24 protein-coding genes are annotated in these 25,696 nt (G+C 59.4%); 12 read left to right on the plus strand and 12 right to left on the minus strand.

Annotated features, from left to right (window positions below; genetic code table 11):
• Position 1: 1 nt before the first annotated feature.
• From sapD to GO007_RS06645, 8 genes are all read right to left on the minus strand, one after another.
• Positions 2-994, minus strand: a complete 993-nt coding sequence (gene sapD / locus GO007_RS06610; RefSeq protein ID WP_095097101.1) for a putrescine export ABC transporter ATP-binding protein SapD — start codon at positions 992-994, stop codon at positions 2-4.
• Entirely contained in the window at positions 994-1,884 is an 891-nt protein-coding gene (gene sapC / locus GO007_RS06615; protein WP_095097104.1) for a putrescine export ABC transporter permease SapC, read from the minus strand. The genes sapD and sapC overlap by 1 nt, the downstream gene beginning before the upstream one ends.
• Complete coding sequence (sapB, locus tag GO007_RS06620) at positions 1,871-2,836, minus strand: putrescine export ABC transporter permease SapB (RefSeq protein ID WP_095097107.1); 966 nt, start codon at positions 2,834-2,836, stop codon at positions 1,871-1,873. Before sapB ends, sapC begins: the two co-directional genes overlap by 14 nt.
• Positions 2,833-4,491 (minus strand): ABC transporter substrate-binding protein SapA, encoded by a 1,659-nt coding sequence (gene sapA, locus GO007_RS06625; protein WP_095097110.1) that lies wholly within the window; start codon positions 4,489-4,491, stop codon positions 2,833-2,835. The genes sapB and sapA overlap by 4 nt, the downstream gene beginning before the upstream one ends.
• 551 nt (positions 4,492-5,042) lie before the next feature.
• On the minus strand, positions 5,043-6,611 hold the full coding sequence (locus GO007_RS06630) for an EAL domain-containing protein (protein WP_095097113.1): 1,569 nt from the start codon (positions 6,609-6,611) through the stop codon (positions 5,043-5,045).
• A 291-nt stretch (positions 6,612-6,902) separates the two neighbouring features.
• Positions 6,903-7,217, minus strand: a complete 315-nt coding sequence (locus GO007_RS06635) for a PTS sugar transporter subunit IIB (RefSeq protein WP_095097116.1) — start codon at positions 7,215-7,217, stop codon at positions 6,903-6,905.
• 502 nt (positions 7,218-7,719) lie between these two features.
• On the minus strand, positions 7,720-8,007 hold the full coding sequence (locus GO007_RS06640; protein WP_095097122.1) for a hypothetical protein: 288 nt from the start codon (positions 8,005-8,007) through the stop codon (positions 7,720-7,722).
• Positions 8,008-8,173: 166 nt separating this feature from the next.
• A complete protein-coding gene (locus GO007_RS06645; RefSeq protein ID WP_095097125.1) occupies positions 8,174-9,079 on the minus strand; it encodes an SDR family oxidoreductase in 906 nt (301 codons plus the stop codon).
• Positions 9,080-9,176: 97 nt separating this feature from the next.
• On the opposite strand from GO007_RS06645, the gene GO007_RS06650 reads away from it, so the two are divergent.
• On the plus strand, positions 9,177-10,019 hold the full coding sequence (locus GO007_RS06650; RefSeq protein ID WP_095097127.1) for a helix-turn-helix transcriptional regulator: 843 nt from the start codon (positions 9,177-9,179) through the stop codon (positions 10,017-10,019).
• A 1-nt stretch (position 10,020) separates the two neighbouring features.
• On the opposite strand, the gene GO007_RS06655 is transcribed toward GO007_RS06650, so the two are convergent.
• A complete protein-coding gene (locus GO007_RS06655) occupies positions 10,021-12,333 on the minus strand; it encodes a helix-turn-helix domain-containing protein (RefSeq protein WP_095098117.1) in 2,313 nt (770 codons plus the stop codon).
• Between the two features lie 173 nt (positions 12,334-12,506).
• Between GO007_RS06655 and GO007_RS06660 the strand changes: the two genes are divergently transcribed.
• The gene (locus GO007_RS06660; protein WP_095097130.1) at positions 12,507-13,676 is read left to right on the plus strand and encodes a M20 aminoacylase family protein; all 1,170 of its coding nucleotides are present in this window, start codon (positions 12,507-12,509) and stop codon (positions 13,674-13,676) included.
• 25 nt (positions 13,677-13,701) lie between these two features.
• Positions 13,702-15,093, plus strand: coding sequence for an MFS transporter (locus GO007_RS06665; protein ID WP_095097134.1), 1,392 nt, complete (start codon positions 13,702-13,704; stop codon positions 15,091-15,093).
• On the opposite strand, the gene pspF is transcribed toward GO007_RS06665, so the two are convergent.
• Complete coding sequence (gene pspF / locus GO007_RS06670) at positions 15,084-16,073, minus strand: phage shock protein operon transcriptional activator (RefSeq protein WP_189339826.1); 990 nt, start codon at positions 16,071-16,073, stop codon at positions 15,084-15,086. The two genes, GO007_RS06665 and pspF, sit on opposite strands and share 10 nt — an antisense overlap.
• A gap of 152 nt (positions 16,074-16,225) precedes the next feature.
• On the opposite strand from pspF, the gene pspA reads away from it, so the two are divergent.
• From pspA to GO007_RS06710, 8 genes are all read left to right on the plus strand, one after another.
• The gene (gene pspA / locus GO007_RS06675) at positions 16,226-16,891 is read left to right on the plus strand and encodes a phage shock protein PspA (protein WP_041147594.1); all 666 of its coding nucleotides are present in this window, start codon (positions 16,226-16,228) and stop codon (positions 16,889-16,891) included.
• A 141-nt stretch (positions 16,892-17,032) separates the two neighbouring features.
• Positions 17,033-17,257: an envelope stress response membrane protein PspB gene (pspB, locus tag GO007_RS06680; RefSeq protein ID WP_041145218.1), complete on the plus strand. Its 225-nt coding sequence runs from the start codon at positions 17,033-17,035 to the stop codon at positions 17,255-17,257.
• Positions 17,257-17,616 (plus strand): envelope stress response membrane protein PspC, encoded by a 360-nt coding sequence (gene pspC, locus GO007_RS06685; protein ID WP_095097137.1) that lies wholly within the window; start codon positions 17,257-17,259, stop codon positions 17,614-17,616. Before pspB ends, pspC begins: the two co-directional genes overlap by 1 nt.
• A gap of 18 nt (positions 17,617-17,634) precedes the next feature.
• On the plus strand, positions 17,635-17,853 hold the full coding sequence (pspD, locus tag GO007_RS06690) for a phage shock protein PspD (protein WP_095097140.1): 219 nt from the start codon (positions 17,635-17,637) through the stop codon (positions 17,851-17,853).
• A 122-nt stretch (positions 17,854-17,975) separates the two neighbouring features.
• A complete protein-coding gene (locus GO007_RS06695; RefSeq protein ID WP_095097142.1) occupies positions 17,976-19,373 on the plus strand; it encodes a YcjX family GTP-binding protein in 1,398 nt (465 codons plus the stop codon).
• On the plus strand, positions 19,370-20,431 hold the full coding sequence (locus GO007_RS06700) for a YcjF family protein (RefSeq protein ID WP_095097145.1): 1,062 nt from the start codon (positions 19,370-19,372) through the stop codon (positions 20,429-20,431). Before GO007_RS06695 ends, GO007_RS06700 begins: the two co-directional genes overlap by 4 nt.
• Before the next feature lie 187 nt (positions 20,432-20,618).
• Positions 20,619-22,160: a transcriptional regulator TyrR gene (tyrR, locus tag GO007_RS06705; RefSeq protein WP_095097148.1), complete on the plus strand. Its 1,542-nt coding sequence runs from the start codon at positions 20,619-20,621 to the stop codon at positions 22,158-22,160.
• 69 nt (positions 22,161-22,229) lie between these two features.
• The gene (locus GO007_RS06710; protein ID WP_189339827.1) at positions 22,230-23,300 is read left to right on the plus strand and encodes an AbrB family transcriptional regulator; all 1,071 of its coding nucleotides are present in this window, start codon (positions 22,230-22,232) and stop codon (positions 23,298-23,300) included.
• Between the two features lie 57 nt (positions 23,301-23,357).
• On the opposite strand, the gene tpx is transcribed toward GO007_RS06710, so the two are convergent.
• Positions 23,358-23,864, minus strand: coding sequence for a thiol peroxidase (gene tpx / locus GO007_RS06715; protein WP_095097151.1), 507 nt, complete (start codon positions 23,862-23,864; stop codon positions 23,358-23,360).
• Positions 23,865-23,967: 103 nt separating this feature from the next.
• Here tpx and ycjG point away from each other — a divergent pair, with 103 nt between their 5' ends.
• Complete coding sequence (ycjG, locus tag GO007_RS06720) at positions 23,968-24,933, plus strand: L-Ala-D/L-Glu epimerase (protein WP_095097155.1); 966 nt, start codon at positions 23,968-23,970, stop codon at positions 24,931-24,933.
• Here the strand turns inward: ycjG and mpaA are convergent.
• Positions 24,924-25,637, minus strand: coding sequence for a murein tripeptide amidase MpaA (gene mpaA / locus GO007_RS06725; RefSeq protein WP_095097158.1), 714 nt, complete (start codon positions 25,635-25,637; stop codon positions 24,924-24,926). The genes ycjG and mpaA overlap by 10 nt on opposite strands.
• Positions 25,638-25,696 lie beyond the last annotated feature (59 nt).

Below are 25,696 nucleotides of genomic sequence, written 5' to 3' on the forward strand. Positions count from 1 at the left end.
TTCACTCTTTCTCCATGTTCAGCGGGAAATGACAGGCGTACAGATGCGCCCGCGCGCCGGTCAGCCGCGGGGCTTCGATGCATTTGCGCTGGGCGTACGGACAGCGCGGCCCGAGGCGGCAGCCGATCGGCAGCTGCTCCAGCAGCGGAATGGCCCCCGGCATGGTATTCAGGCGGCTTTTGTGCGGCAGCGCGCTGCCAAAATCAGGGATCGCGCGGATTAACGCCTGGGTGTAGGGGTGATGAGGCGTGGTTACCAGCTCTTCGCTCGGCGCGGATTCCACGGTCTGCCCGCAGTACATGACGTTGATTCTGTTCGCCCATTTGCTCAGCATCTGCAGATCGTGGCTGATCAGCAAAATAGTGGTGCTGTTGTTCTGATTCAGTCGCGTCAGCAGGCGGATGATTTGCGCCTGGGTGGTGGGTTCCATCGCGTTAGTCGGCTCATCGGCGATCAGCAGACGCGGCTGGTTGGCAAGGGCGATGGCGATCATCACCTTCTGACACTCCCCGTCGGTTAATTCGTAGGGGAAACTGCGCATCGTGTCCTTATGATCCTTAATCCCCACGCGATGCAGCAGCTCTATCGCCCGACGTTTACGCCAGCCCAGACGCTGCCACCAGCGGCCTTTAAAGGTCCAGCCGGGAATGTTCTGCATCAACTGCTGGCCGACACGTTCCGAAGGGTCGAGACAGGACTGCGGCTCCTGAAAAATCATCGACACGTTGTGGCCAATCAGCTTGCGACGCTCGCGGCCGGAGAGCCGCAGCAGGTCGATATCATCGAAGCGCATGCGGTCGGCGGTGACCCGCCAGTTGTCTTTGGTTACGCCGCATATCGCCTTGGCAATCAGGCTCTTACCGGAGCCTGATTCGCCTACCAGGCCGCGAATTTCTCCTTCGTTCAGGGTCAGGCTGACGCGGTCGACGGCTTTGACCCAGCCCTCGTTGGTTTTGAATTCGATGGTTAAATTGCGAATATCGAGTAACGGCATTATTCCACCCCGGCGATAATTGCGCGGCGGATACCGTCGCCCAGCAGGTTGACCAGCAGGACGCTAATCATAATGGCTGCGCCCGGCAGCATCACCGTCCACGGAGCCACGTAGATCAATTCCAGCGCGTCGCCGAGCATCGCGCCCCATTCCGGAGAGGGAAGCTGCGCGCCGAGGTCGAGAAAGCCCAGCGCGGCAATATCAAGAATCGCCATCGACAGCGCGCGGGTAATCTCGGTCACCAGTCCGGAGGCGATATTGGGCAGGACCGCGAACCAGAGAATATTCAGCGTTGAGGCTCCGTCGAGCCGGGCGGCAATGACGTACTCTTTTTCCAGCTCGTCATGCACCATGCTATAGACCGAACGCACGATGCGCGGCAGCAGCGCCAGCCAGACGGCGAACATGGCGTGGCTCAGATGCGGTCCGGCAAAGGCGACGACGATAATGGCCAGCAGCAGCGAGGGAATTGACAGCAGGGTATCGAGAACATGGTTCAGCATCGCCGACAGCAGGCCGTGGGTTGACCCGGCAATCACGCCGAGCACCAGGCCAAACAACGAGGCGCCGAAGGTGACGACGAACGCGCCGCCTACGGTGGGCGCCGCGCCGCTAAGCAGACGGCTCAGGACGTCGCGGCCAAGATCGTCGGTGCCGAGAAAGAACGAAACCTCGCCGTAGCGCGACCATGAGGGCGGCAGCAGCTGATAGCCGAGGAACTGCTGATCGATGCCGTAAGGGGCAAACCAGCTGCCGAAGATGCACAGCAGCAGCAGCCCGCCGCAGCCGTACAGGCCGATCATGGCGCTGGTGTCGCCGTAGAATTTGCGCCAGACGGTGCGCAGCGCCCCCGGGGGGCGTTTCTCCAGGTAAACGCTATCGTAGGGCATACCATTCCTTATGTTTCAGAGGGTTAGCCATGGCTCCCAGAATATCGGATAGCACGTTCACGGTAATGACCAGCGCGCCGATGACCATCACGCCCGCCGAAATGGCGGCGTAATCCTGCTGACGAATGGCGTTGATCAGCCAGCGGCCCAGCCCCGGCCAGCTGAACACCATTTCGGTGATCATCGCCAGCGTCAGCATGGTGGCAAACTGCAGCCCCAGGCGCGGAATAACCGGCGGCAGGGCGTTATGCAGCACGTGGCGATGTAAAATCGTCCGCCGCGAAACCCCGCGGGTGGCGGCGGCCTTGACGTAGTTAGTGTCATACACTTCGCTGGTGCTGATGCGCATCAGGCGAATCACTTCGGTGGTTGGCGCAACGGCGAGGGTCAGAACCGGCAGCACCATATGGCGTACGGCGCTGACGATCATTTCATGACGCCACGGCGAATCGGAAAGCCACGCGTCGATGAGCGCAAAACCGGTCACCGTTTTGACCTCGTAGAGCAGATCGAAACGCCCGGATACCGGGAACCAGCCCAGCGTCAGGGAGAAGAACAGCGTCAGCAGCAGCGCCAGCCAGAAAACCGGAATCGAAAAGCCGAGCAGCGCCAGGGCGCTAATCAGGGTGTCGGGCCATTTGTTACGCATAATGCCGGCAAGCATACCGACGGGGATACCCACCAGCAGCGCAAAGCCAAAGGCGAGAATGCACAGCTCCATGGTGGCCGGAAAGACCTCTTTGAGCTGCTGTGAAATCAGCTGGCCGTTGATGCTGGAGACCCCGAAATCCCAGTGCAGCAGCCCGGTGAACCAGAACCGCCAGGCGTTCCACAGCGACGCGCCCTGTAGCGGAGCGTGCGGCGTAAAGTAGCTCAGGCTGAAGCCGACGAAGGTCAGAAAAAAGAGCGTGACCAGCAGTAACAGCAGGCGTCGCAGGGTAAAAATGATCATGGTTTTTTCACCTCATCTTTTTTCACGTCGTCTTTTTTCTCCCGCGAGACGCCGGCAAAGGACGCGTTACCGAACGGGCTCAGGATCAAACCTTTCATATCATAGCGGTAGGCCTGTAAACGCAGCGACGAGGCTAGCGGCAGCACCGGCAGTTCGCGGGCGAGAATATGCTGCGCCTCTTTATAGGCTTCAATACGCGAAGCCAGCTGCTGGGAGGTTAACGCCTTTTGCAGCACCTCGTCGAACTCACGGTTGCACCAGTGGGCGAAGTTGGTCTGCGAGGCAATGGCCGCGCAGCTCAGCAGAGGACGGAAAAAACTGTCCGGATCGTTACTGTCCGTTGCCCAGCCGGAAAGGGTCAGATCGTGGTTCATATCCATCAGCCTCGCCTCCTGAAAACGGCCCTCAACCGGAACAATGATCACCTTCACGCCGATCTGCGCCATATCGGCCTGAATCAGCTCGGCGGTTTTCAGCGGGCTGGGGTTCCAGGCCTGCGAGCTGGTGGGAACCCACAGCCGAAGCGTGAGATTTTCCAGCCCCAGCGCTTTTAGCTGGGCGCGGGCGGCGGTCGGGTTGTACTCGGTTATCTTCGCTTCGTTATCGTAGGCCCAGGAGGCGCGGGGCAGCATCGACGCGGCGGTTTCCGCAGTGCCGTAATAGATAGATTGCATCAGACGCTGGTTATTGATTGCCAGCGCCAGGGCGTGGCGAACCTGCGGATTATCCAGCGGCGGCTTGGCGGTATTGAACGCCAGCCAGGCGATATTCATCCCCGGACGCAGGGTCAGGCGCAGGCGAGGGTCGTCGCGCAGAATAGTCAGCTGGCTGGCGGCGGGCCAGGCCAGCACGTCGCACTCGCCGGTCAGCAGCTTCGACAGGCGGCCGGTGCCGCCGGAACCCAGATCGACTACCACCTGCGGCATCAGCGGTTTGCCGCGCCAGTAGCCGGGGTGACGCTGCAGGCGAACGTACTGGCCCGCGCGATACTCTTCCAGCTGGAATGGCCCGGTGCCAACCGGCTGGCGGTCGAGCTGCTCCTGACGATCGCTTTTGGTTAGCTGGGCGGCATACTCTGCGGACATCACGGATGCATAGTGGGTTGCCAGGTGCCAGAGGAACGAGGCGTCCGGGCGTTTCAGGCGGAATTCGACGGTTTGGTTATCGAGCTTGCGTAAGCTCTCCACGCTGTCGGCGAACTGCAGGCTGTCGAAATAGGGGAAGCTGCTGCCGTTGACGTTATGCCACGGGTGGTCGCGATTAAAAATACGGCTGAAGGTGAAAATGACATCATCGGCGTTAAAGGCGCGACCGGGCTTAAACCAGGACGTCGTCTGGAAAGGCACGTGGCTGCGCAGATGGAAGCGGTAGGTGGCGCCGTTGTCCAGCACCTCCCAGCTTTCGGCCAGCTCAGGCACCAGACGGTAGGTATAGGGGTCAACATCGAGCAGACGATCGTAGAGCTGGGCTGCCAGCGTATCGACAATCAGGCCGCTGCTGACTTTCTGCGGGTTAAAGGTATTAACCTGGCCGCTAACGCAGTAGACAAAGCCGCTATCGCGAATATCGGCGTGATCAGGCAGCGCGGGGGCGGCAATGGCCTGCCCACACAGCATAGATACGGCTGCCAGTAGAGAGCATAGTTTCAGGCGCATAGTGGTTTTATGATTTCAGAGCAACGCTCTGTCTTATTAATATTCAATGACATTTCTCATCACCTTTATCGTCCTGAGACGTCGTTAGCCGCTGTGCCTGGCGGTGAACCGCTCAACGCTCTGGCCCGATCCTGACCGCGCCGGGTTTCACCTTGAGTATATCCCGGAAACCACCCTGGCATTCTCATTCCGGGGCAGGACGACGATAAAAAAGGGTTCAGCATCAGCAGTAAAGAGCCCGGCGGGCGGATGTGCGCCTGGCCAGATAAGGCGGTCGGTTTCATCTTTTGCTCTGTTGCGGGCCAGCTACGGGTCAAAACGCAGAGTGCTGGCGTATTTTTGGACACATTCAGGTTCTTTAAATTTTCATGCGAAGCATGGCGGGTCATCCGCTCTGGTTACGCCAACGGCAAATGCCGAAAAATATAAGGCGCTTAAGTTCAGGGTGCGCCGGGCGCAGCCTTGTCTGGTGAGACATGGTATCTTTTTCTTGCTAACTTCTCCAGTTAGCAACGACTTAGGGTTTTGATGGGCCGACCGCGAACGGGATTTTATTGCGCCGGATCGGGCGCCTGCGGATTGCTGGCGGTGGATAAATATCTCTTCAGTTCGCCGGCGCTCATGGGTTTGGCGTAATACCACCCCTGAACGTAGGCCTGCGGTATCCGCCGTTGAAGAAAGCGTTTCTGATGTTCTTTCTCTACGCCTTCGAAGATAACCTGATTGTGCATATTGCTAAGCAGCGTGATGATGTTATTGAGCAAGACGGAATTAATAGAGTCAGTACCAATCGACTCCGTAATGGTGCGATCGACTTTTATTTTATCCACCTCCAGTTTTGATAACCAGTCGAGATTGGAATAACCGGTACCAAAGTCATCAAGCGCAATCTGATAACCCGCGGCGCGGAAGTGGGCAATTTTCTCCCGTAAGCTGGCAAGGTTTGCCGTCTGCCTCTCGGTTAACTCCAAAGCGATCAGCTGCGCAGGAATATTAAACTTTTGGCTAACGATATCGAGATGGTCTTTAAAGGATTTAGAGAACAGGTCGGAGGAATTGACGTTAATACTCAGGTAGATTTTGTGGTTATTGATAATGTCATGCAGTTCGCTAATTGACTGTTTGACAACATAGCTGCTGATTTGGTTAATAACGCCTCGTTTCTCCGCTAAGGGAATAAATACATCCGGGGGAATAATACCCAGCTCATTATCTTTCCAGCGTATTAACGCTTCCACGCCCACCGTCTCTCCGCGATCCAGCGAGACTATCGGTTGATACTCGATGCTGAACCGCTCGTTGCGCAGCGCGAACTGGAGTCTGGTGAGGAGCGAGCTTTTTTTGCGGATGTAGAGGTTAATGCTGATAGAGAGCAGTACGCCAATCAACGTCGATAGCAGCAGTACGGCGGCCTTTATTGCCCACGGGATATCTTTAATGCCGTGTGGGGACATGCCGGAAACCACGCAAAGATCGTACTCCTTGCTGCAAAGTTTAGATAAGGAGTATTTTTTATAATGGCCGCTACCGTGCTCCGTGTCATGCACCGCCGCGGTCTCATTGCCGATAAAGAAGATGTGCTGGCTGTGATCGTAGTTGCCCACGATGGCGCTGATGCTTTTGTTTTCCGGGTCGGAGGTGAAGCGATTGAAAATGAACGGCGAAACGGTGATGGCGAGGTTGCCTTTGGCATAAATGCTGGCTTTGAATTGCTGGTTTATCGCTTTATCGAGATACCATGTTCCGCCGCCATAGCTAATTTCGGCGGGGGTGTCGGCAATATTTTCTGCCGGCGAAAAGGTTCCCCACAGCGCGGAACAGCGCATGCTTTTACCGTCGATGTACGCAATATCTTTCAGCAGCGATTTAGACCATAAAAGCGCCCTGATGCTGCTTAAATAATCTGCAGAACAGGGTGGGCTTTGCGATATTCGATCCTTATCAGCATAAATTTCGTCGATTTGTTTAATGACTAAAATGCTTCTTGATAATATATTTTTAGAATATTGTTCGGTTTTATTTTTATCAAAGGTGTAAAGCGCCAGTTTTGCGCTGAGATAGCCAATAAATAAACAGGAGACAATGCACAGAATGGCGATCTTCTTTTCTTTTATGCTCATTTTTCCACCGTGCGATGTTGTGCCAGGTTCCCTGAAATATGCTGCAGGCGCTATGAGTATAATTGCCCGTGGACGTGAAAGACACCTCCCTTTTTATTAGGGGCAGCTGGCAGGGCGGCAGTGGCGATCCGCCGCAGGAGAGCATGTTTGCATAGATAAGGCCGGGGAGCAGGGAAAGAAAGCGCAGGGGCTATGCCGATCGCACCGCCGACGGGCGTGACGCTAAATCGGTGCGGATCGCATATCCACTGTCAATCCGCACGGCGTCGCGTATACAAAGCTACGGCGATATTAGAAAAGTGATTGCGGCATATGGGCGATGGCAAACTTCAGGACCTTTTCACCATCAAAAGATGCATAAGGTAAGCTCTCAATAACGGCAATTTCCTGATGATGGTTCAGCGCGTTGGTGAATTCTTTTATTTTGTATTGAATGTGAGGAGCGACCAGCACGCAGTCATATGCGGGGGCTACGCTAGGGTAATTCTCAATACCCACGGCGCTAATTAACAGATCCAGATTCTGCGTATCGGCTATTTTTTGCATTCTTTTCGCTAAAATACCCGCCGTTTCGCCAAACAAGCAACATATCAGTAACTTTTTCACGGTTTAACCCTCTATGAAGTCCCGTGTTTACCTTATTACGCTGTTGGCGGCGAAAATGCGTTAGCCATCAATTTTTTGGCTAACGCTTAATCTCTTTACAGGAACTCGCAGACTGCGCCAGGCAGGTGCTAAAAATGGCGCAGGTTGGCTCATTCAGGAAACGACTTTCTTACGTGAAACCACGAAACGATCGTTGTTTCGGGTCAGTTTGGTTCCGTTTGTGCAGTACTCCATAGCAAAGTTAAAAAACGCATCAGAGTCGAGCTCAAAATCGAGCTCGATTTTAATGGGTTCACCGGACTTTAGAAGCTGTTCTGCTTGTTCTAAACTGCTGGCTTTAATTATTCCCACAACTGCACCTCGTCTTAGCTTTGGTGGCGTCCGAGCCCTGTTATACACCCTAAACCTTACAAACATACGACAATCGTCTTTTTTATTTGTATTTTTTTTAGCCGATCGCCGCCGAAGGGCGTGAGGTCAGAAGGCGGTAAAAAAGGTCGGGTCAGTCCAGCGGCAGCAGCCGATTATAGCGTCCGATATACTCTCCAGGGGTGATTTCTAACTCGGCGCCGTCGTGATGAATGGCGACGAAGGTGCGCAGCACCAGCCCGCTTCGTTTCTCGGTAATTTTCCAGCCCTGCTGGTGATAAGCGTCGCGGGTTGAGCGAATACACAGATCCGAGAAGATCATCATCACGGAGAGCGCAGGCGAGCGATGGCTTTTCATCGTATGGGTCAAGCTGACATGCGCCGCATAGCGACTAAGGGTATGAATGTTAACCGGAATCATGTGCGTTTTCAGTCCATTGAAAGATGATGGCGCAGATGATAGTTCACATTAGAACATCTTACCAGTTACAAATCGTTAACCGATTTCGCTCGCGCTTTGGAACTGCGAGCATGCCGGCGGCCGGGAAGGGCCGCCGGCATGCGGTAAAGCGGGAAGGCGATAGCGCTTATCGTGACGTTGTCACGCGGCGGTAATCCATATTATGCAGATCGTCAAGCAGCGTTGGGCCCTGCGGATGCCAGTCGAGCTGCTGGCGGGTAAGGGCGGAAGTGGCGCGTAAATCCATATTGGCAAAAGCGGAAAACCAGCCGAAATGCGCCGCAGATTGTTCGGCGGCTAACGATTTAAGCGGAATGCCCAGCTTTTCCGCCACCACTTCGGCAATCAGCCTTGAAGCCACCGCCTCCTCATCAACGGCATGATAGCGCCGGCCTTTTTCACCTTGCTCCAGCACCCGCAGATACAGCCGGGCCACATCGTTAAGATGCGCCGCCGACCAGCAGTTATTTCCGTCGCCGACGATCGCTGCGACTCCTTTTTCGGCGGCAAGCTGAATGTAGTACGTCAGCAGCCCCTGGCGGGTAGTGTCATGGACCTGCGGCAGGCGCACTACCCGCACGTCCACGCCGGCTTCCAGCAGCTGGTTTCCGGCGATCTCTGAGGCCACGCGCGGGTTTGGGTGTCCGGGATTGAAGTTCGCCTCGCTCGCCGGCTGCCCGTCGTCGCCATCGCCCATAGCGGTGCCTGAAGTGATAATCAATGGACAGTGACGGCCCGCCAGCGCGTTGCCGATGGCGAGAATGACGCGGCGGTCTTTTTCGCAGTTGGCGACAAAGCGGCTGAAATCATGATCAAAGGCGGTGTGGATCACCGCATCGGCAGCGCTAACCGCCGCCAGCAGCGTTTCGGGATCGTCCAGCGTGCCGTACTGGACGTCAGCGCCGGCGGCCTTCAGCGCGGCGGCGCTGGCGTCAGAGCGCGCGAGGCCGATGACCTGATGTCCGGCCGCCTGTAGTTCCGTGAGAATACGCGAGCCGATAAAACCGGTCGCGCCGGTGAGAAAAATTCGCATGATCTACCTCCAGAATGAGTATCCAGGCTATGGTAGTCTTAACGGGATACTATAAAAGTAGGGACATTATCAGGGTATAAATACTAACAGGCTAACTATGACCGACACCTCAACCCAGGCACTGGGCGAATTTTTGCGGGCGCGACGTTTACGCCTTGATCCGACCGCGTTCGGCTTTCCGGCCGGTCGGCGACGTACGCCCGGACTGCGGCGGGAAGAGGTCGCCCAGCTCGCCAGTATTAGCCCGACCTGGTACACCTGGCTGGAGCAGGGGCGCGGAGGCGCGCCGTCCCGGGAAGTGCTGAGCCGCATTGCCGGCGGGCTAAGGCTGACGACGCCGGAGCGCGATCACCTGTTTATTCTGGCATTCGGGCATTTGCCGGAGTCCCGGTTGATCGTCAGCGACGATATTACGCCGCGCCTACAGCGCGTGCTCGATGTACTCCACGTTCCGGCCATCATCAAAACGGCGACCTGGGACGTCATTGCGTGGAACCACGCCGCGGCCTGCATCCTGACCGACTACGGGCAGCTGCCGCTGGCCGAGCGTAATATTCTGCGCCGGCTGTTTACCAATCCTCAGGCCCGCGGCGCGCTGGAGGAGTGGCACGCCGTCGCCCGACTTATCGTCAGCGCCTTTCGCGCCGACGTCGCGCGGGTCGGCGCCTCGCCGGACACCGATCGGCTGATTGCCGAGCTTTCCCGCCAAAGCCCGGAGTTTGACGCCTACTGGCGGAGTAATGATGTCGCCGGGCACGGTGAAGGATTTAAGCGCATGCACCACCCGCAGATAGGGATGATTGAGCTGGAGTTCTCTACCTTTAGCGTCGAAGGGCGCGCGGATCTGAACATGATGGTTTTCAACCCGGCCAGCGAAGAGAGCCGGATTAAAATCGACGCCCGGATCAAGGAGCAGAGGCTGCAGGCAGAAACCCGATAGGCTATTCACGCAGCGGAGATAGCTCGTACAGCACCAGCGCATTGCTTTGCAGAGAATCAACGCGATGCCAGCCCGATTGCGGGCTCTCCTCGGCGACGCTCAGCGCCGGGCGCGCGTGGTGCATCAGCCAGCCGAAGTCTTCGTCATCCGGCCCGCTGTGGCTGCGAAACGCCTCAAAAAGCGGAAACAGCGCCCCGTGATGCTGATCGAACAGATGCTGCTTTATCCGCCAGCGTCCGGCCAGGCCAAGCAGCTGAATGCTGTAGGGCTGGCTGAAGCGCTGGGTAAAGGTCTCTTCGCTGGAAAGCCAGGGATTGAACACCACCGTATTACGCAACAGCAGCTGATAGTGCCCGTTATGGCGCAGCAGCAGCAGGTTTTTATCCGCGATCAGCACTTCGCCGCGCAGGCGCCGCCATAGCCACAGAACCCAGTACACCGGACGCGGCAGACCGTGAAGGTAATGCAGGGCCAGGCTGGAGGTATCCAGCCTGCCGTTAGCGCGCGCCTCGCCCTGCAGGCCCGAGTTCAGCCAGAATCCCGCCAGCCACACCCGATCGGCCAGCCCCAGCAGGTTATCCATCAGCAGCGCGCCGCGAAAGAACCGGCCGTTGGTGTCTCGGGTGTTGCCGGTTAGCGTGTTCCACGACAGCAGCCAGATGGGAAGCGTGAGCTGATGCTGGCGCAGGGCGCCCTGGATCTGCCGCAGCTTATGCACCGGATAGCTTTCGCTGGAGGCCAGCCTGCTGCTATCCAGCTGGGCCAGATCCAGCAGCTCGTTGGCGTCGGCCTGGCAGGCGAGAAAATCGGCTTCGGCAAGGATCGGCGAGCGCAGAAAAGGATCGTCGTTAATCGCCTCTTCGTTAAAACGGTGCCAGACTCCCAGCTGCGCCTGCGGCAGTAAAGCCTGCAGCGTTTCACGCTGCTGACGCCAGGCGTGCAGGCGCGCCTCTGCGCTGGCCTGGGCCGACCAGTGCCAGACAAAGCGCCAGCTGGCGAGCGTGGCGGGGGGAAAATGGTTAGCGGCGAGGCGTAAGAAACGCTGGAGCAGGTCGCAGCGGGTGGTCAGCCCGGTATGCAAAATCGCCCCCCAGCCCATTTTTGCCAGCCAGCTAAAAATGCGCTGCAGGTTATACCAGCAGGCGTAGCCCGCCATCTGCGGGTCGTCCCAGCCGGTGCCGAACAGCCGGCTGCTGAGAAAGGGATCGTTAATATCGATGGCGTAAATCGGCAGGCTGCTGTGCAGCCGTTCGAGCTCCCGGCGCACGTCTTCGCGCAGTAAATCGTCGAGTTCGCGAACGGTGACGACCATTCGGGTATGGCGCAGCGGCGCAGCGCGGTTGGGAAACTGGCGGATATCAATCTGGCGCGTCTGCTGGGGATTGAGCAGCAGCGGCGGGCTGTCCCAGCCTTTTATCTCCGGCTCATTTAGCCGGGCGTAGAGCCGCTCGACGGCAACCGGCTGCCAGTCGTCGCCGGCCACGGTCCCGGCGCGCGGGCGCGCGGCCTCCGCCATCGGCTGCGGGTGCTGCTGGCGATACTGTCGCGGCGTCAAACCGTGCTGGCGTTTAAACAGATCGCTCATCATGCGGGTGCTGGCAAAACCGTGATCCTGAGCGACCTGCTGCACCGTTTTACGGGTGCTGATTAGCTGCTCAGCCGCTTTGTTCAGGCGCAGCGCGGTGATGTACTGCACAAAGCTCATGCCGACTTCTTTGTGAAACAGACGCGACAGCCAGGCCTCGGAGACAAACTCGGCGGCGGCGACTTCGTGCAGCGATAGCCGGTGCCGGTAGCTGGCCTCTATGCGGGCTACGACCCGGGCAATTCGCCGGCTCCAGTTTTCCGCTCCGCGCCTCGCGCCGGCGGCGATCGGCTGCGTAAAACGGGTGGCCAGCAGCAGGACGATTTCGCTCAGCCAGCGGTTGGCCTCGAGGCGATAGCGGGGCTGGTGATTAACCAGCTCAATCACCAGCAGCTGACGCATCAGGCGGCGCAGGCTATCGTCGGCATCGCGGGTATCGAGCGAAGTTTGATAGTCGAAGGAGAAGAAATCACCGTCGAGACGCGTCAGCCAGCTACCGGAGAGCGTCAGAATCATCACCGCGTTGGGAACGCGGCTGCTCAGATGCCAGGGGCGGTTGCGGTTCACTATTTTCAGCCGATCGGCATCCAGCAGATGATCCCCATCGCCGTCATGCAGGGTGACGTGCCCTTGTAATGCCCACAGCAGCGTCAGCGCGTCGCCTTCCGGCTGACTGAACTGACGAATATCGCGAACCGCGACGCTAAAGTCGCCTGAATGATGTTCCACCGTCATCTCCTGGCAAGGACAAAAAATAGCGTGTTATTTTTTGTCATAACCGATTTGTATGAAAAACACTTCTCAATATTCCGTCAATATAAAACAAAAAACGGCGTATTAAAGCCGGTCTGGCAGCATAAACTCGAAAGTGTCGCGCAAACACAACAACAGGAATAATAAAAATGACACATCCGCTTATTGAAGCATTACAGGTTAATGAAGCGCAGTTTATTGCCCTGCGTCGCCGCTTTCACCAGCAGCCGGAAATTGGTTTTGCAGAGCATAAAACCAGCGATGAGGTCGCCCGCCTGCTTGGCCAGTGGGGTTATGACGTGCACCGCGGCCTGGCGGGTACCGGCGTGGTGGGTACGTTAAAAGTCGGCAGCGGCGAGCGTCGCCTTGGCCTGCGCGCGGATATGGACGCGCTGCCGATGCAGGAGGCGAGCGGGAAAGCGTGGGCCAGCCAGGTCGACGGCCGCTTTCATGGCTGCGGGCATGACGGACATACCACGACCTTACTCTACGCCGCCGAGTATCTGGCGCGCACCCGTCGGTTCAACGGCACGCTGCATCTGATTTTCCAGCCGGCGGAGGAGCTGCTGTACGGCGGTCGGGTGATGGTTGAGGACGGGCTGTTCGCTAAATTTCCCTGCGACACCATTTTTGGCCTGCACAACATGCCGGGGCAAGCGCTGGGGAAAATCGGCCTGCGCGACGGCGCGATGATGGCCTCTTCGGACACGCTGCATATCGAGGTAAAAGGCGTTGGCGGCCACGGCGCGGTGCCGGAGCATACCGTCGATGCAACCCTGGTGGCCTGTCACATCACGCTGGCGCTGCAGTCTATCGTGTCGCGCAATATCACGCCGTTTGAACCGGCGGTGGTGACCGTCGGCAGTATTCAGGCCGGGCATGCGCCGAATATTATCAACGACAGAGTGCTGATGAAGCTGACGGTGCGCACGCTGAATGAAGAGGTGCGTGAAACCGTGCTGCAGCGGATCCACGATATTGCCGTCGCGCAGGCGGAAAGCTTCAATGCCACCGCCACGCTGACCCACGTCAACGGCAGCCCGGTGCTCAGAAACGATCCTGCCGCCAACGAGAGAGTTCGGGCGGTGGCGACGTCGCTGTTCGGCGCCGGGCTGGTCGGGGAAGTGAAGCCGTTTATGGGCAGCGAAGATTTCGCTTTTATGCTCGAACACAATCCGCACGGCTGCTACTTCACCATCGGCGCCGGGGATGAAGCGGAACGCTGCATGGTGCATAACCCTGGCTACGACTTCAACGACGAGATCCTTCTCCCGGGCGCGGCGCTGTGGTGCGGCCTGACGGAAGAGTATCTGCGTTAATCACCTGCGACGGGAGATCCCTATTATGAGTTCCGTATCTTTGAACGCAACGTCGTTCGTCGGTACCGATCGCCTGCTGGCGGGTATCGTTCTCAGCGTGCTGACGTTCTGGCTGTTTGCCCAGTCGGTGATTAACGTCGTTCCGGCGATGAAAAGCAGCCTCGATATTTCCCTTGAAACCCTGACCCTGGCGGTCAGCCTCAGCGCCCTGTTCAGCGGCTGTTTTGTGGTGGCCAGCGGCGGGCTGGCGGATAAATTTGGCCGGATGCGCATGACCCATCTGGGACTGGGGCTGAGCATTGTCGGCAGCGGGCTGCTGGTTGTAGCCCAGGGCCCGGGGCTGTTTCTGGCGGGCCGCGTGCTGCAGGGGCTATCGGCGGCCTGCATCATGCCGGCCACCCTGGCGCTGATTAAAACCTGGTATGAAGGGAAGGCGCGCCAGCGGGCGGTGAGCTTCTGGGTGATTGGCTCGTGGGGCGGCAGCGGCCTGTGTTCATTCGTGGGCGGCGCGATTGCTACCGGTCTTGGCTGGCGCTGGATTTTCGTCTTTTCCATCGTCGTGGCGCTGGCGGCTCTGCTGCTGCTCCGCGGAACGCCGGAAAGCCGCAGCCAAAGCGCGCAGCGGCAGAAGCTGGATCTCAGCGGTCTGCTGACTCTGATTGTCTCGCTGGTGCTGCTGAATTTGTTTATCAGCAAGGGGCATAGCTGGGGCTGGAGCAGCGGGCTGTCGCTGGCGCTGCTGGCGGGTTCACTGCTCTCAGGCGGCTATTTTATCCTCAGCGGACGGCGCAAGGGCGACGCGGCGCTGATCGATTTTGCGCTGTTTCGCAATCGCGCCTACGGGGCGGCGGTGCTGTCAAACTTTATGCTCAACGGCGCTATCGGCACCATGATGATTACCAGCATCTGGCTACAGAAGGGTCACAATATGACCCCGCTGGAGACCGGGATGATGACGCTGGGCTATCTGGTCACCGTGCTGGTCATGATTCGCGTCGGGGAAAAGCTGCTGCAGCGCTACGGCGCGCGGCTGCCGATGATCGCCGGACCCATTTTTACCGCCGTCGGGATCCTGCTTATCTCCTGCACTTTTCTCGATAAATCGCTCTACATCGTAACGGTCTTTTTTAGCAACGTGCTGTTTGGCCTCGGGCTGGGCTGCTACGCGACGCCGTCGACGGACACCGCGGTGGTTAATGCGCCGGAGAACAAAGTTGGAGTGGCCTCCGGTATTTACAAAATGGGCAGCTCGCTGGGGGGCGCGATGGGTATAGCCGTGACGGCGTCACTTTTCGCGCTGTTTCTGCCCCTCGGCATGGCCAGCGCCGCGCAGTACGCGCTGTGGTTCAACGCGGCGCTGTGCCTGGCATCGACGGCGGTGAGTGCGCTGATGCTGCCGCGAACGGTTCATAGCTGATGCTTTTTGAGTAACGCCCGCAGCTGGTGGTAGGTGAGCCCAAGCAGCTCTGCCGCCTGCTTCTGATTGTACTTTGCCTGCAGCAGGCTGGACTGCAGCAGGCTCTTTTCCTGCTCCTGCTGAAAAGCGCGCAGATCCAGCGGCAGCGCGGGGCCGTCCGGGGTCTGCTCCGCGACGGCTGGCAGAGGCTGCTGCGGCTGAAAGGGGTTAATAATAATGTTATCCAGCTCGCTGTCGCTGGTGCCGTGGCGATAAACCGAGCGTTCCACAACGTTTTTCAGCTCGCGGATATTGCCCGGCCAGCGGTAGCCTGACAGCGTCGCGCTCGCCCGCTCGCTAAAGCCCGGGAACAGCGGGAGCCCCAGCTCGCGGCACATCTGAATGGCGAACTGGTTTGCCAGCAGCATAATGTCGCTTTGCCTTTGGCGCAGCGGCGGCAGCTGCACCACGTCGAAAGCCAGGCGGTCGAGGAGGTCGGCGCGAAAATGACCGTTTTCAACCATCTGCGGCAGATCGGCGTTGGTGGCGCACACCAGCCGCACGTTGACCTGCAGCGGCTGGCTGCCGCCCACGCGCTCCAGCTCCCCGTACTCAATCACCCGCAGCAGCTTTTCCTGTACCAGCATCGGGGCGGTTGCCAGCTCATCAAGAAAGAGGGTCCCGCCGTCGGCGCGTTCAAAGCGTCCCGGATGGCGCTTGCTGGCGCCGGTAAACGCCCCGGCTTCGTGGCCAAATAGCTCGGAGTCCAGCAGGTTCTCATTCAGCGCGGCGCAGTTGAGTGAGATAAACGGCCCCTGCCAGCGGGATGAGAGAAAGTGCAGACGGTTGGCGATAAGCTCTTTGCCCGTCCCGCGTTCGCCAATCACCAGCACCGGCTTATCCAGCGGCGCCAGCCGTGAGACCTGCTCCAGCACCTCAAGAAAGCTGTTGGCTTCGCCGAGCAGGTTGTCCTTGTATTCCGCCATGATGAAATTCGCCATTTAGTCGTGTGATTCACCAGGTTACTTTAGCAACCCGCTGAGCATATAACAACCATGCCTTTTAAAATCAATAAGATAAAAAATTGGCATGCTATTTGTATTATTCTCTGCACAGGCCGATGCCTGATAACAGAACTATGAGGATTGAAATTATGGGTATTTTTTCTCGTTTTGCCGACATCGTGAACGCCAACATCAACTCTCTGCTGGAGAAAGCGGAGGACCCGCAGAAGCTGGTTCGCCTGATGATCCAGGAGATGGAGGATACGCTGGTTGAAGTCCGCTCGACCTCGGCGCGCGCGCTGGCGGAAAAGAAACAGCTGAGCCGCCGCATTGAGCAGGCGCTCGCGCAGCAGGCCGAATGGCAGGAAAAAGCCGAGCTGGCGCTGCGTAAAGATAAAGACGATCTGGCCCGCGCCGCGCTGATGGAAAAACAGAAGCTGACCGACCTTATCGGCAGCCTGGAAAATGAGGCGCAGCTGGTTGATGAAACCCTGGCGCGGATGAAAAAAGAGATCGGCGAGCTGGAGAACAAGCTCAGCGAAACGCGCGCCCGTCAGCAGGCCCTGACCCTGCGTCACCAGGCGGCCAGCTCATCCCGCGATGTGCGTCGCCAGCTGGACAGCGGTAAAATCGATGAAGCAATGGCGCGTTTTGAATCTTTCGAACGCCGCATCGATCAGATGGAGGCGGAAGCGGAAAGCCACGGCTTCGGTAAGCAAAAATCGCTGGACCAGCAGTTTGCCGACCTGAAGGCCGACGACGAAATCAGCGAACAGCTGGCGGCGTTGAAAAGCAAAATGAATCAAAATAACTAATGACATACGCAAAATCCTTCAGGCCGCGCTGCGCGGGAGCTTTGCCCGGCGGGAGAGCGGGGCAGACGATGCCGCCGGCCTGAAGGATGAAGCGTCGCGGCGCCGTAACGCGCCGCCGCTCACTCACTGTAAGGAGTACACATGAGTACGCTTTTTATTGCCATACCCCTGACGTTATTTGTGCTGTTCGTTTTGCCGGTGTGGCTCTGGCTGCACTACAACAATCGCTCTGCCAGCGGCAGCCTGTCACAGAATGAACAGCAGCGCCTGCTGCAGCTGACCGATGACGCAAAGCGCATGCGCGAACGGATTCAGACGCTGGAAGACATTCTTGATGCCGAGCATCCAAACTGGAGAGACAAATAATGGGCGGACTCGATTTGAGTAAAAAATTGTGGCGAATTCCCCAGCGCGGCATGGTGAAGGGCGTTTGCGCCGGGATCGCGCACTACCTTGATGTGCCGGTGAAGCTGGTGCGTTTGATAACCGTACTGGCGATGATTTTTGGTCTCTTTTTCTTTGTGGTGGTGGCATACGTTATCCTGACGTTCGCCCTCGACCCGATGCCGGAAAGCGAGCTGTACGGCGAGAAGGTGCCGGCCAGCGGCGAGCTGCTCGCCGAGGCGGATCGCGAGCTGGCGGCCAGCGAGCGGCGCCTGCGGGAAATGGAGCGCTACGTCACCTCCGACACCTTTACCCTGCGCAGCCGCTTTCGCCAGCTGTAGCTTAACCTGAGGACACGTATGAACATCAAATGGCAGCAGGCAGGACAAAAAGTAAAACCGGGTCTGAAAATCGCCGGCCGGCTGGTGCTGCTGACCGCGCTGCGCTATGGCCCGGCGGGCGTTGCTGGCTGGGCAATCAAGTCGGTTGCGCGTCGGCCGGTGAAAATGCTGCTGGCGGTTGCTCTTGAGCCGCTGCTCAGCCGCCTGGCAAACCGTTTAACCCGCAACATGAAGTAACGGGCGGGGATGCGCAGTGCCGCACTTTATAACTTCTCGGCTTATCCCCATCTAATGGCTTATGATTAAAGCACTTTCTTCAAAGCACTAGCCTGAAATATTACGGATAGCATGGGATGGCAATGAAGCGACTTAAAACTGAATTCAATGCGCTGGTCAACCGTGGCGTTGACCGGCACCTGCGTCTGGCCGTCACCGGCCTAAGCCGCAGCGGCAAGACCGCGTTTATCACCGCGCTGGTCAACCAACTGCTGAATATCCACTCCGGCGCGCGCCTGCCGCTGCTCAGTGCGGTCAGAGAAGAGCGCCTGCTGGGCGTCAAGCGCGTCCCGCAGCGCGACTTCGGCATTCCGCGTTTTACCTATGATGAAGGGCTGGCTCAGCTCTACGGCTCGCCGCCGATGTGGCCGACGCCGACCCGCGGCGTCAGCGAGATCCGCCTGGCGCTGCGCTATCGCTCCGGCGAGTCGCTGCTGCGCCACTTCAAGGATACCTCCACGCTGTATCTGGAAATCGTCGATTACCCCGGCGAATGGCTGCTGGATTTACCTATGCTGGCGCAGGACTACCTCGGCTGGTCGCGGCAAATGACCGGGCTGCTGCAGGGCCAGCGCGCGGAGTGGTCGGCGCGCTGGCGCCAGCTGTGCGAAGGGCTGGATCCGCTGGCTCCGGCCGATGAGAACCGGCTGGCGGACATTGCCGCCGCCTGGACCGACTACCTGCACGCCTGCAAGCGCGAAGGGCTGCATTTTATTCAGCCGGGGCGCTTCGTGCTGCCCGGCGATATGGCCGGCGCGCCGGCGCTGCAGTTCTTCCCCTGGCCGGACGTGGACGCCGTCGGCGAAGCCAGGCTGGCCCAGGCGGACAAGCACAGCAACGCCGGCATGCTGCGCGAGCGCTTCAGGTATTACTGTGAGAAGGTGGTTAAGGGTTTCTATAAAGACCATTTTCTGCGCTTTGACCGCCAGATTGTGCTGGTGGACTGCCTGCAGCCGCTGAACAGCGGGCCGCAGGCCTTCAACGATATGCGCCTCGCGCTGACCCAGCTGATGCAAAGCTTTCACTACGGCCAGCGGACGCTGTTCCGCCGCCTGTTTTCTCCGGTGATTGATAAGCTGCTGTTTGCGGCGACCAAGGCCGATCACGTGACCGTCGATCAGCATGCGAACATGGTGTCGCTGCTGCAGCAGCTGATTCAGGACGCATGGCAAAATGCGGCATTCGAAGGGATCAGCATGGACTGCCTGGGGCTGGCGTCGATTCAGGCCACCCAGAGCGGGCTGATTGCGGTCAACGGCGAGAACATTCCCGCCCTGCGCGGCGATCGGCTGAGCGATGGTCAGCCGCTGACCATCTACCCAGGCGAAGTGCCGGCGCGCCTGCCGGGCCAGGCATTCTGGCAGCAGCAGGGCTTTCAGTTTGAGAATTTTCGTCCGCGGGTGATGGATGTCGATAAGCCGCTGCCGCATATTCGCCTGGACGCGGCGCTTGAGTTTTTGATTGGAGATAAATTGCGATGAGCGAACCGTTAAAACCGCGCGTTGATTTCAACGGACCGCTGCAGGCGGAGCAAACCGAAGCGCTGAAGTCTGCGCGCGCGTTTGCCGGCGCTGACGCGGAAAAGTTCGCCCCCGCGCGGGTCGACCTGCTGACAGAAGACGAAGAGGGCACGGCGGAAGCGGTGGTGGAATCGGTTCTGCGGCCGAAGCGCAGCCTGTGGCGGCGGATGGTCAGCGCCGGGCTGGCGATATTTGGCGTCAGCGTGGTGGCGCAGGGCGTACAGTGGACGATGACCGCATGGCAGACTCAGGACTGGATTGCGCTCGGCGGCTGTGCGGCCGGGGCGCTGATTGTTGGCGCGGGCGTCGGTTCCGTTGCCACCGAATGGCGGCGCCTGTGGCGTCTGCGCCAGCGCGCCCATGAGCGCGATGAGGCCCGCGATCTGATGCACAGCCATGCGGTAGGAAAAGGGCGGGCGTTTTGCGAGAAGCTTGCCCAGCAGGCGGGGCTCGATCAGGCGCATCCGGCTCTCCAGCGCTGGTATGCCGCGATCCACGAAACGCAAAGCGATCGTGAAGTCGTGAGCCTGTATGCCCGGCTGGTTCAGCCGGTACTGGATGCCCAGGCGCGGCGGGAAATCAGCCGCTCGGCGGCGGAATCGACGCTGATGATCGCCGTCAGCCCGCTGGCGCTGGTGGATATGGCGTTTATCGCCTGGCGTAATTTACGCCTCATTAACCGAATTGCCACGCTGTACGGTATCGAGCTGGGTTACTACAGCCGCCTGCGCCTGTTCCGTCTGGTGCTGCTGAATATTGCCTTCGCCGGCGCCAGCGAGCTAGTGCGGGAGGTTGGTATGGACTGGATGTCGCAGGATCTGGCGGCCAGGCTATCGGCCCGCGCGGCGCAGGGCATCGGTGCCGGGCTGCTCACCGCGCGGCTGGGGATCAAAGCGATGGAGCTGTGCCGCCCGCTGCCGTGGATCGCTGACGATAAGCCACGGCTGGGGGATTTCCGCCGCGAGCTGATCGGTCAGCTGAAAGAGACGCTGCAAAAAAGCAAAGCCCGCCCGGAATAATCTGCTTAGCCGCAGGTCGTCGCTTCCCGGCGGCCTGCGGCTAATTCCCGCGTTTAATCGCCTGCCTTTACGCCACAACGGCCGTTTTTCCGCCATACTGTCAATATTTGTTGACAGCTATCTTCACGCCAGCAAATAACTGTCCTATTATTCATCCGTCATTGGCCTTTTTAGGGTGAAAACTCCTATGCGTCTTGAAGTCTTTTGTGAAGACCGTCTTGGTCTGACCCGTGAATTGCTCGATTTGCTGGTGCTGCGGGGGATCGATCTCCGCGGCATCGACATCGACCCTATTGGCCGAATCTATCTTAATTTTGCCGAGCTGGAGTTTGCTAACTTCAGCAGCCTGATGGCGGAAATCCGCCGTATCGCCGGCGTTACCGACGTGCGTACCGTACCGTGGATGCCGTCGGAGCGTGAGCATCTTGCGCTGTCGGCGCTGCTGGTCGCGATGCCGGAACCGGTGCTCTCTTTGGATACCAAAGGGAAAGTCGAGCTGGCGAACCCCGCCAGCTGCCAGCTGTTTGCGCAAAGCCCGGAGCGGCTGCGTAATCATCCGGTTGCGCAGCTGATTACCGATTTTAACGTCCAGCGCTGGCTGGAAAGCAGCCCGCTGGAGTCGCATAGCGAACATGTGGTGATCGGCGGGCAGAACTTTGTGCTGGAGATTACCCCGGTGTACCTCGAAGGTGAGCATGGCGAACGCGTGCTCACCGGCGCGGTGGCAATGCTGCGTTCCACCGTACGCATGGGACGTCAGCTGCAGACCATGACCACCCAGGATACCAGCGCGTTCAGCCAGATTCTCGCCGTCGGCCCGAAAATGCGCCATGTGGTTGAGCAGGCCCGCAAGCTGGCGATGCTCAGCGCGCCGCTGCTGATCGTCGGCGACACGGGTACCGGGAAAGATCTTCTGGCGCACGCTTGCCACCTCGCCAGCCCGCGGGCAAGCAAACCCTATCTGGCGCTGAACTGCGGTTCTATCCCGGAAGATGCGGTGGAAAGCGAGCTGTTTGGCGATGCCATTCAGGGCAAAAAAGGCTTCTTTGAGCAGGCTAACGGCGGCTCGGTGCTGCTGGATGAGATCGGCGAAATGTCGCCGCGCATGCAAACTAAGCTGCTGCGTTTCCTTAACGACGGCACCTTCCGCCGGGTGGGGGAAGACCACGAGGTTCACGTCGATGTGCGGGTGATCTGCGCCACCCAGAAAAATCTGGTGGAGATGGTGCAGAAGGGGCAGTTCCGCGAAGATCTTTACTACCGCCTCAACGTACTGACCCTGCATTTACCGCCGCTGCGCGACTGCCCGCAGGATGTCATTCCGCTGACTGAACTGTTCGTCGCCCGCTTTGCCGATGAGCAGGGGATCCCGCGGCCGAAGCTCTCCGCCGATCTCAGTACGGTGCTGACCCGTTATAGCTGGCCGGGCAACGTTCGCCAGCTGAAGAACGCGGTTTATCGTGCGCTGACGCAGCTTGATGGCTACGAAATGCGGCCCCAGGATATCCTGCTGCCGGATAGCGACGTCGCTTCGCTGCCGGTAGGCGAAGAGGCAATGGAAGGCTCGCTGGACGATATTACCCGTCGCTTTGAGCGTTCCGTCCTGACCCAGCTTTATCGTAGCTTCCCGAGCACCCGTAAACTGGCGAAACGTCTGGGGGTTTCTCATACCGCGATTGCCAATAAGCTGCGCGAGTATGGCCTCAGCCAGAAGAAGGGTGAAGAATAGAGCAGCCTCGTTCGCCGGCGGCGCTGACCGTCGGCGAACGCGCTGCAGGCTTATTTTCCAGGAATTCAGATGTTAACTTCGCCTGGCCCGCTGCTGTCGTGGCTGAAACTCCTGACTCTCTCCGCCGCGCTCTCGTTTGTGCTGTTCTGGCTGCACCTGCCCGCGGCGCTGCTGCTGGGCCCGATGATCGCCGGCATCATCTTCAGCCTGCGCGGCGCGACAATCAGCGTGCCTCGGCCCTTTTTTATCGCCGCTCAGGCCATTATTGGCTGCATGATCGCCCAAACCCTGACGCCCTCAATCTTTGGCGTGCTTCTCGGCCACTGGCCGCTGGTACTGTTTATTCTCTTCGCCACGCTGGCCTTCAGCGCGCTGGCCGGGTGGCTGCTGGTGCGCTACAGCTCGCTGCCCGGGGCAACCGGCGCGTGGGGCAGCTCGCCGGGCGGCGCCTCGGCGATGGTGGTTATGGCGCAGGATTACGGCGCCGACGTGCGGCTGGTGGCCTTAATGCAGTATCTGCGGGTGCTGTTCGTCGCCGGCGCTGCGGCGCTGGTGGTACGCTTTGCCCTTGGCGGCGAGGCGCAGGAGATGAACCAGCAGATCGTCTGGTTTCCCGCTATCGGCTGGCAGCTGCCGCTGACGCTGCTGTTGACCGCCGCCGCCGGCTGGCTGGGCCTGCGCATGCGCTTTCCTTCCGGCGTGATGCTGTTGCCGATGCTGGCGGGGGCGCTGGTGCAGGGAGAGGGCTGGCTGATGCTGGAGCTGCCGGAATGGCTGCTGGCGTTGGCTTATGCCGCCATTGGCTGGAGCGTTGGGCTAAAATTTAATCGGGCGATTTTTCTGCTGGCGCTGAAGACCCTGCCGCAGATCCTCGCTTCCATTATCGGCCTGATTTTGCTCTGTTCGCTGATGGCGTTTGGCCTGACGCAGGTGCTGCCGCTCGATTTTATGACCGCCTATCTGGCGACCAGTCCCGGCGGCCTGGATACGGTGGCGATTATTGCGGCGGGAACGCGGGCCGATATGTCGTTTATCATGGCGATGCAGACCCTGCGCCTGTTCACCATCCTGTTGACCGGTCCGGCGATTGCGCGGTTTATTTCCCGTAATGCGCCGCGAAAAGAAAAAAGCCCTCGATAAACGAGGGCTTAGAGCATTCGGGCCGGGCGTGGTGCGCGATCCGAGGAAGAGGCCTGATTACGCTTTCAGCGCAGCCAGGGCCGCATCGTAGTCTGGTTCTTCGGTGATTTCATTCACCAGCTGGCTGTAAACAACCTGGTCATTCTCATCAACAACGACCACTGCGCGAGCGGCCAGACCGGCCAGCGGGCCAGCAGCAATGGCAACGCCGTAATCAGCCAGGAACTGCGGTGCGCGCAGCGTGGACAGGGTCACGACGTTGTTCAGGCCTTCAGCGCCGCAGAAGCGGGACTGAGCGAACGGCAGATCGGCTGAGATGCACAGCACAACGGTGTTGTTCAGCTCGGATGCCAGTTGGTTAAATTTACGTACCGATGCCGCGCACACGCCGGTATCGATGCTTGGGAAAATATTCAGTACTTTACGTTTGCCGGCGAACTGGCTCAGCGCGACGTCGGAGAGATCTTTGGCGACCAGCGTAAACGGCTGCGCGCTAGCGCCTGCCTGCGGAATGGTGCCCTGAACGGCAACGGGGTTGCCCTGGAAATGCACGGTTTGTGACATGTTTATCTTCCTGTTTACATATAGTTAACGTCACGGGTAGTGTATGACATCCGTTATCAGCACGGCAAATCCTATTTAATGTTTCCCCTGGAGGAACCTGGGAATGCGAAACCTGCGAGTGTACGAAGAAGCCTGGCCGCTGCATACTCCGTTTGTGATCGCCCGCGGCAGCCGTAGCGAGGCGAAGGTGGTGGTCGTTGAGGTGGAGGAGAACGGCGTTAAAGGCGTCGGCGAGTGCACGCCGTACCCGCGCTATGGGGAGAGCATTGCCTCGGTGATGGCGCAAATTCTGACGATCGGCGAGCAGCTGGAAAGCGGCGCGACCCGCGAGCAGCTTCAGCATCTGCTGCCGGCGGGGGCGGCGCGTAACGCCGTCGATTGCGCGTTGTGGGATCTGCAGGCGCGTAGCGTGGGCAAAGGCATCCCGCAACTGCTGGGGATTGCGTTGCCGAACCGGGTGGTGACGGCGCAGACGGTGGTGATCGGTACGCCGGAGCAAATGGCGGCCAGCGCCGCGGCGCTGTGGGAAAAGGGCGCGCGCCTGCTGAAGGTCAAACTGGACGATCGCCTTATCAGCGAACGGCTGATCGCCATTCGCAGCGCGGTGCCGGAGGCCACGCTGATTGTTGACGCCAATGAATCCTGGCACAGCGATGGCCTGGCGGCGCGCTGCCAGCTGCTGTCCGATATCGGGGTGGCGATGCTGGAACAGCCGCTGCCGGCGGATGCCGATGAGGCGCTGGAGAATTTTATTCATCCGCTGCCCATCTGCGCGGATGAGAGCTGCCACACCCGCGACAGCCTGCCGCGGCTGCGCGGGCGCTATGAGATGGTCAACATTAAGCTCGATAAAACCGGTGGCCTGACCGAAGCGCTTTTCCTCGCGCAGGAGGCGGAGCAGCAGGGCTTTGAGCGCATGCTCGGCTGTATGCTCTGCACCTCGCGGGCGATTTCAGCGGCGCTGCCGCTGGCCCCACTGGCGCGTTTCGCCGATCTCGATGGCCCGACCTGGCTGGCCGTTGACGTGGAGCCGGCGCTGCATTTCAGCACCGGCGTTCTTCATCTTTGAGAGTGCCAGCGTAGCAGGTCGATCATCGCCTGCAGATACGTTTCCGTGGCCTCGTCGGCGGATATCGGCGGAAACTCTGCGGTGATGCACGGCAGGCCGATATCGGCGCACCAGCTGCCGAAAGAGCCGGGCGTTTCATAGCCCACGCTGCCGACCAGCGGCAGGGCGAACGCGTCGGCCAGCCACCGCCCGAGCTCGCTGTGGCCCGGATCCTCAATGCAGGCCAGCGGATCGTGAAACGAGACCACCCACGTCGGGTGGATCTGGTGGATCAGCTGACACAGGGCCTGGCTTTCCGGCTCCGAGCCGGGCTTTTCGCCGGTCAGCAGTACGACGTCGCGCTGCTCGGCCGCGCTGTTCCAGCGATAGACCGTTTCCCCTTCTTTCCAGTTTGCTGCGGGAAAATTGCGATTGAGATCGACGCCGCGCGCGTTGGCGCGCAGCCCCAGCTGGCAGCCGTCGGGGTTGACCGCCAGCACGACGTGATGACGACGCAGTTCGGGCTTCAGGGTTCGGAGCGCGCAGGAGAGGGTGACCACCGACGAGTTTTCATCGCCGTGAGTGCCGGCAAGAATCAGGCCGCTGCGGCTATCGGCCAGCGGCGCGGGGAACCACAGCAGCGGCGCGCCAAGGTGCGACTGACCGTAGCGCTGGGTGCCGGGCGGAAAGGCGCCGCGCTGGGTACGGGGACGAGAAACGGGCATAGGGCATCCTGTTAGCAGGTTATTTTCAGCAGTGTTGTGTAAAACCGCCCCGGAATCAA

Origin of the sequence: Klebsiella sp. 10-1, from assembly GCF_009758445.1 — a bacterium.
GTDB lineage: Bacteria > Pseudomonadota > Gammaproteobacteria > Enterobacterales > Enterobacteriaceae > Klebsiella > Klebsiella scottii.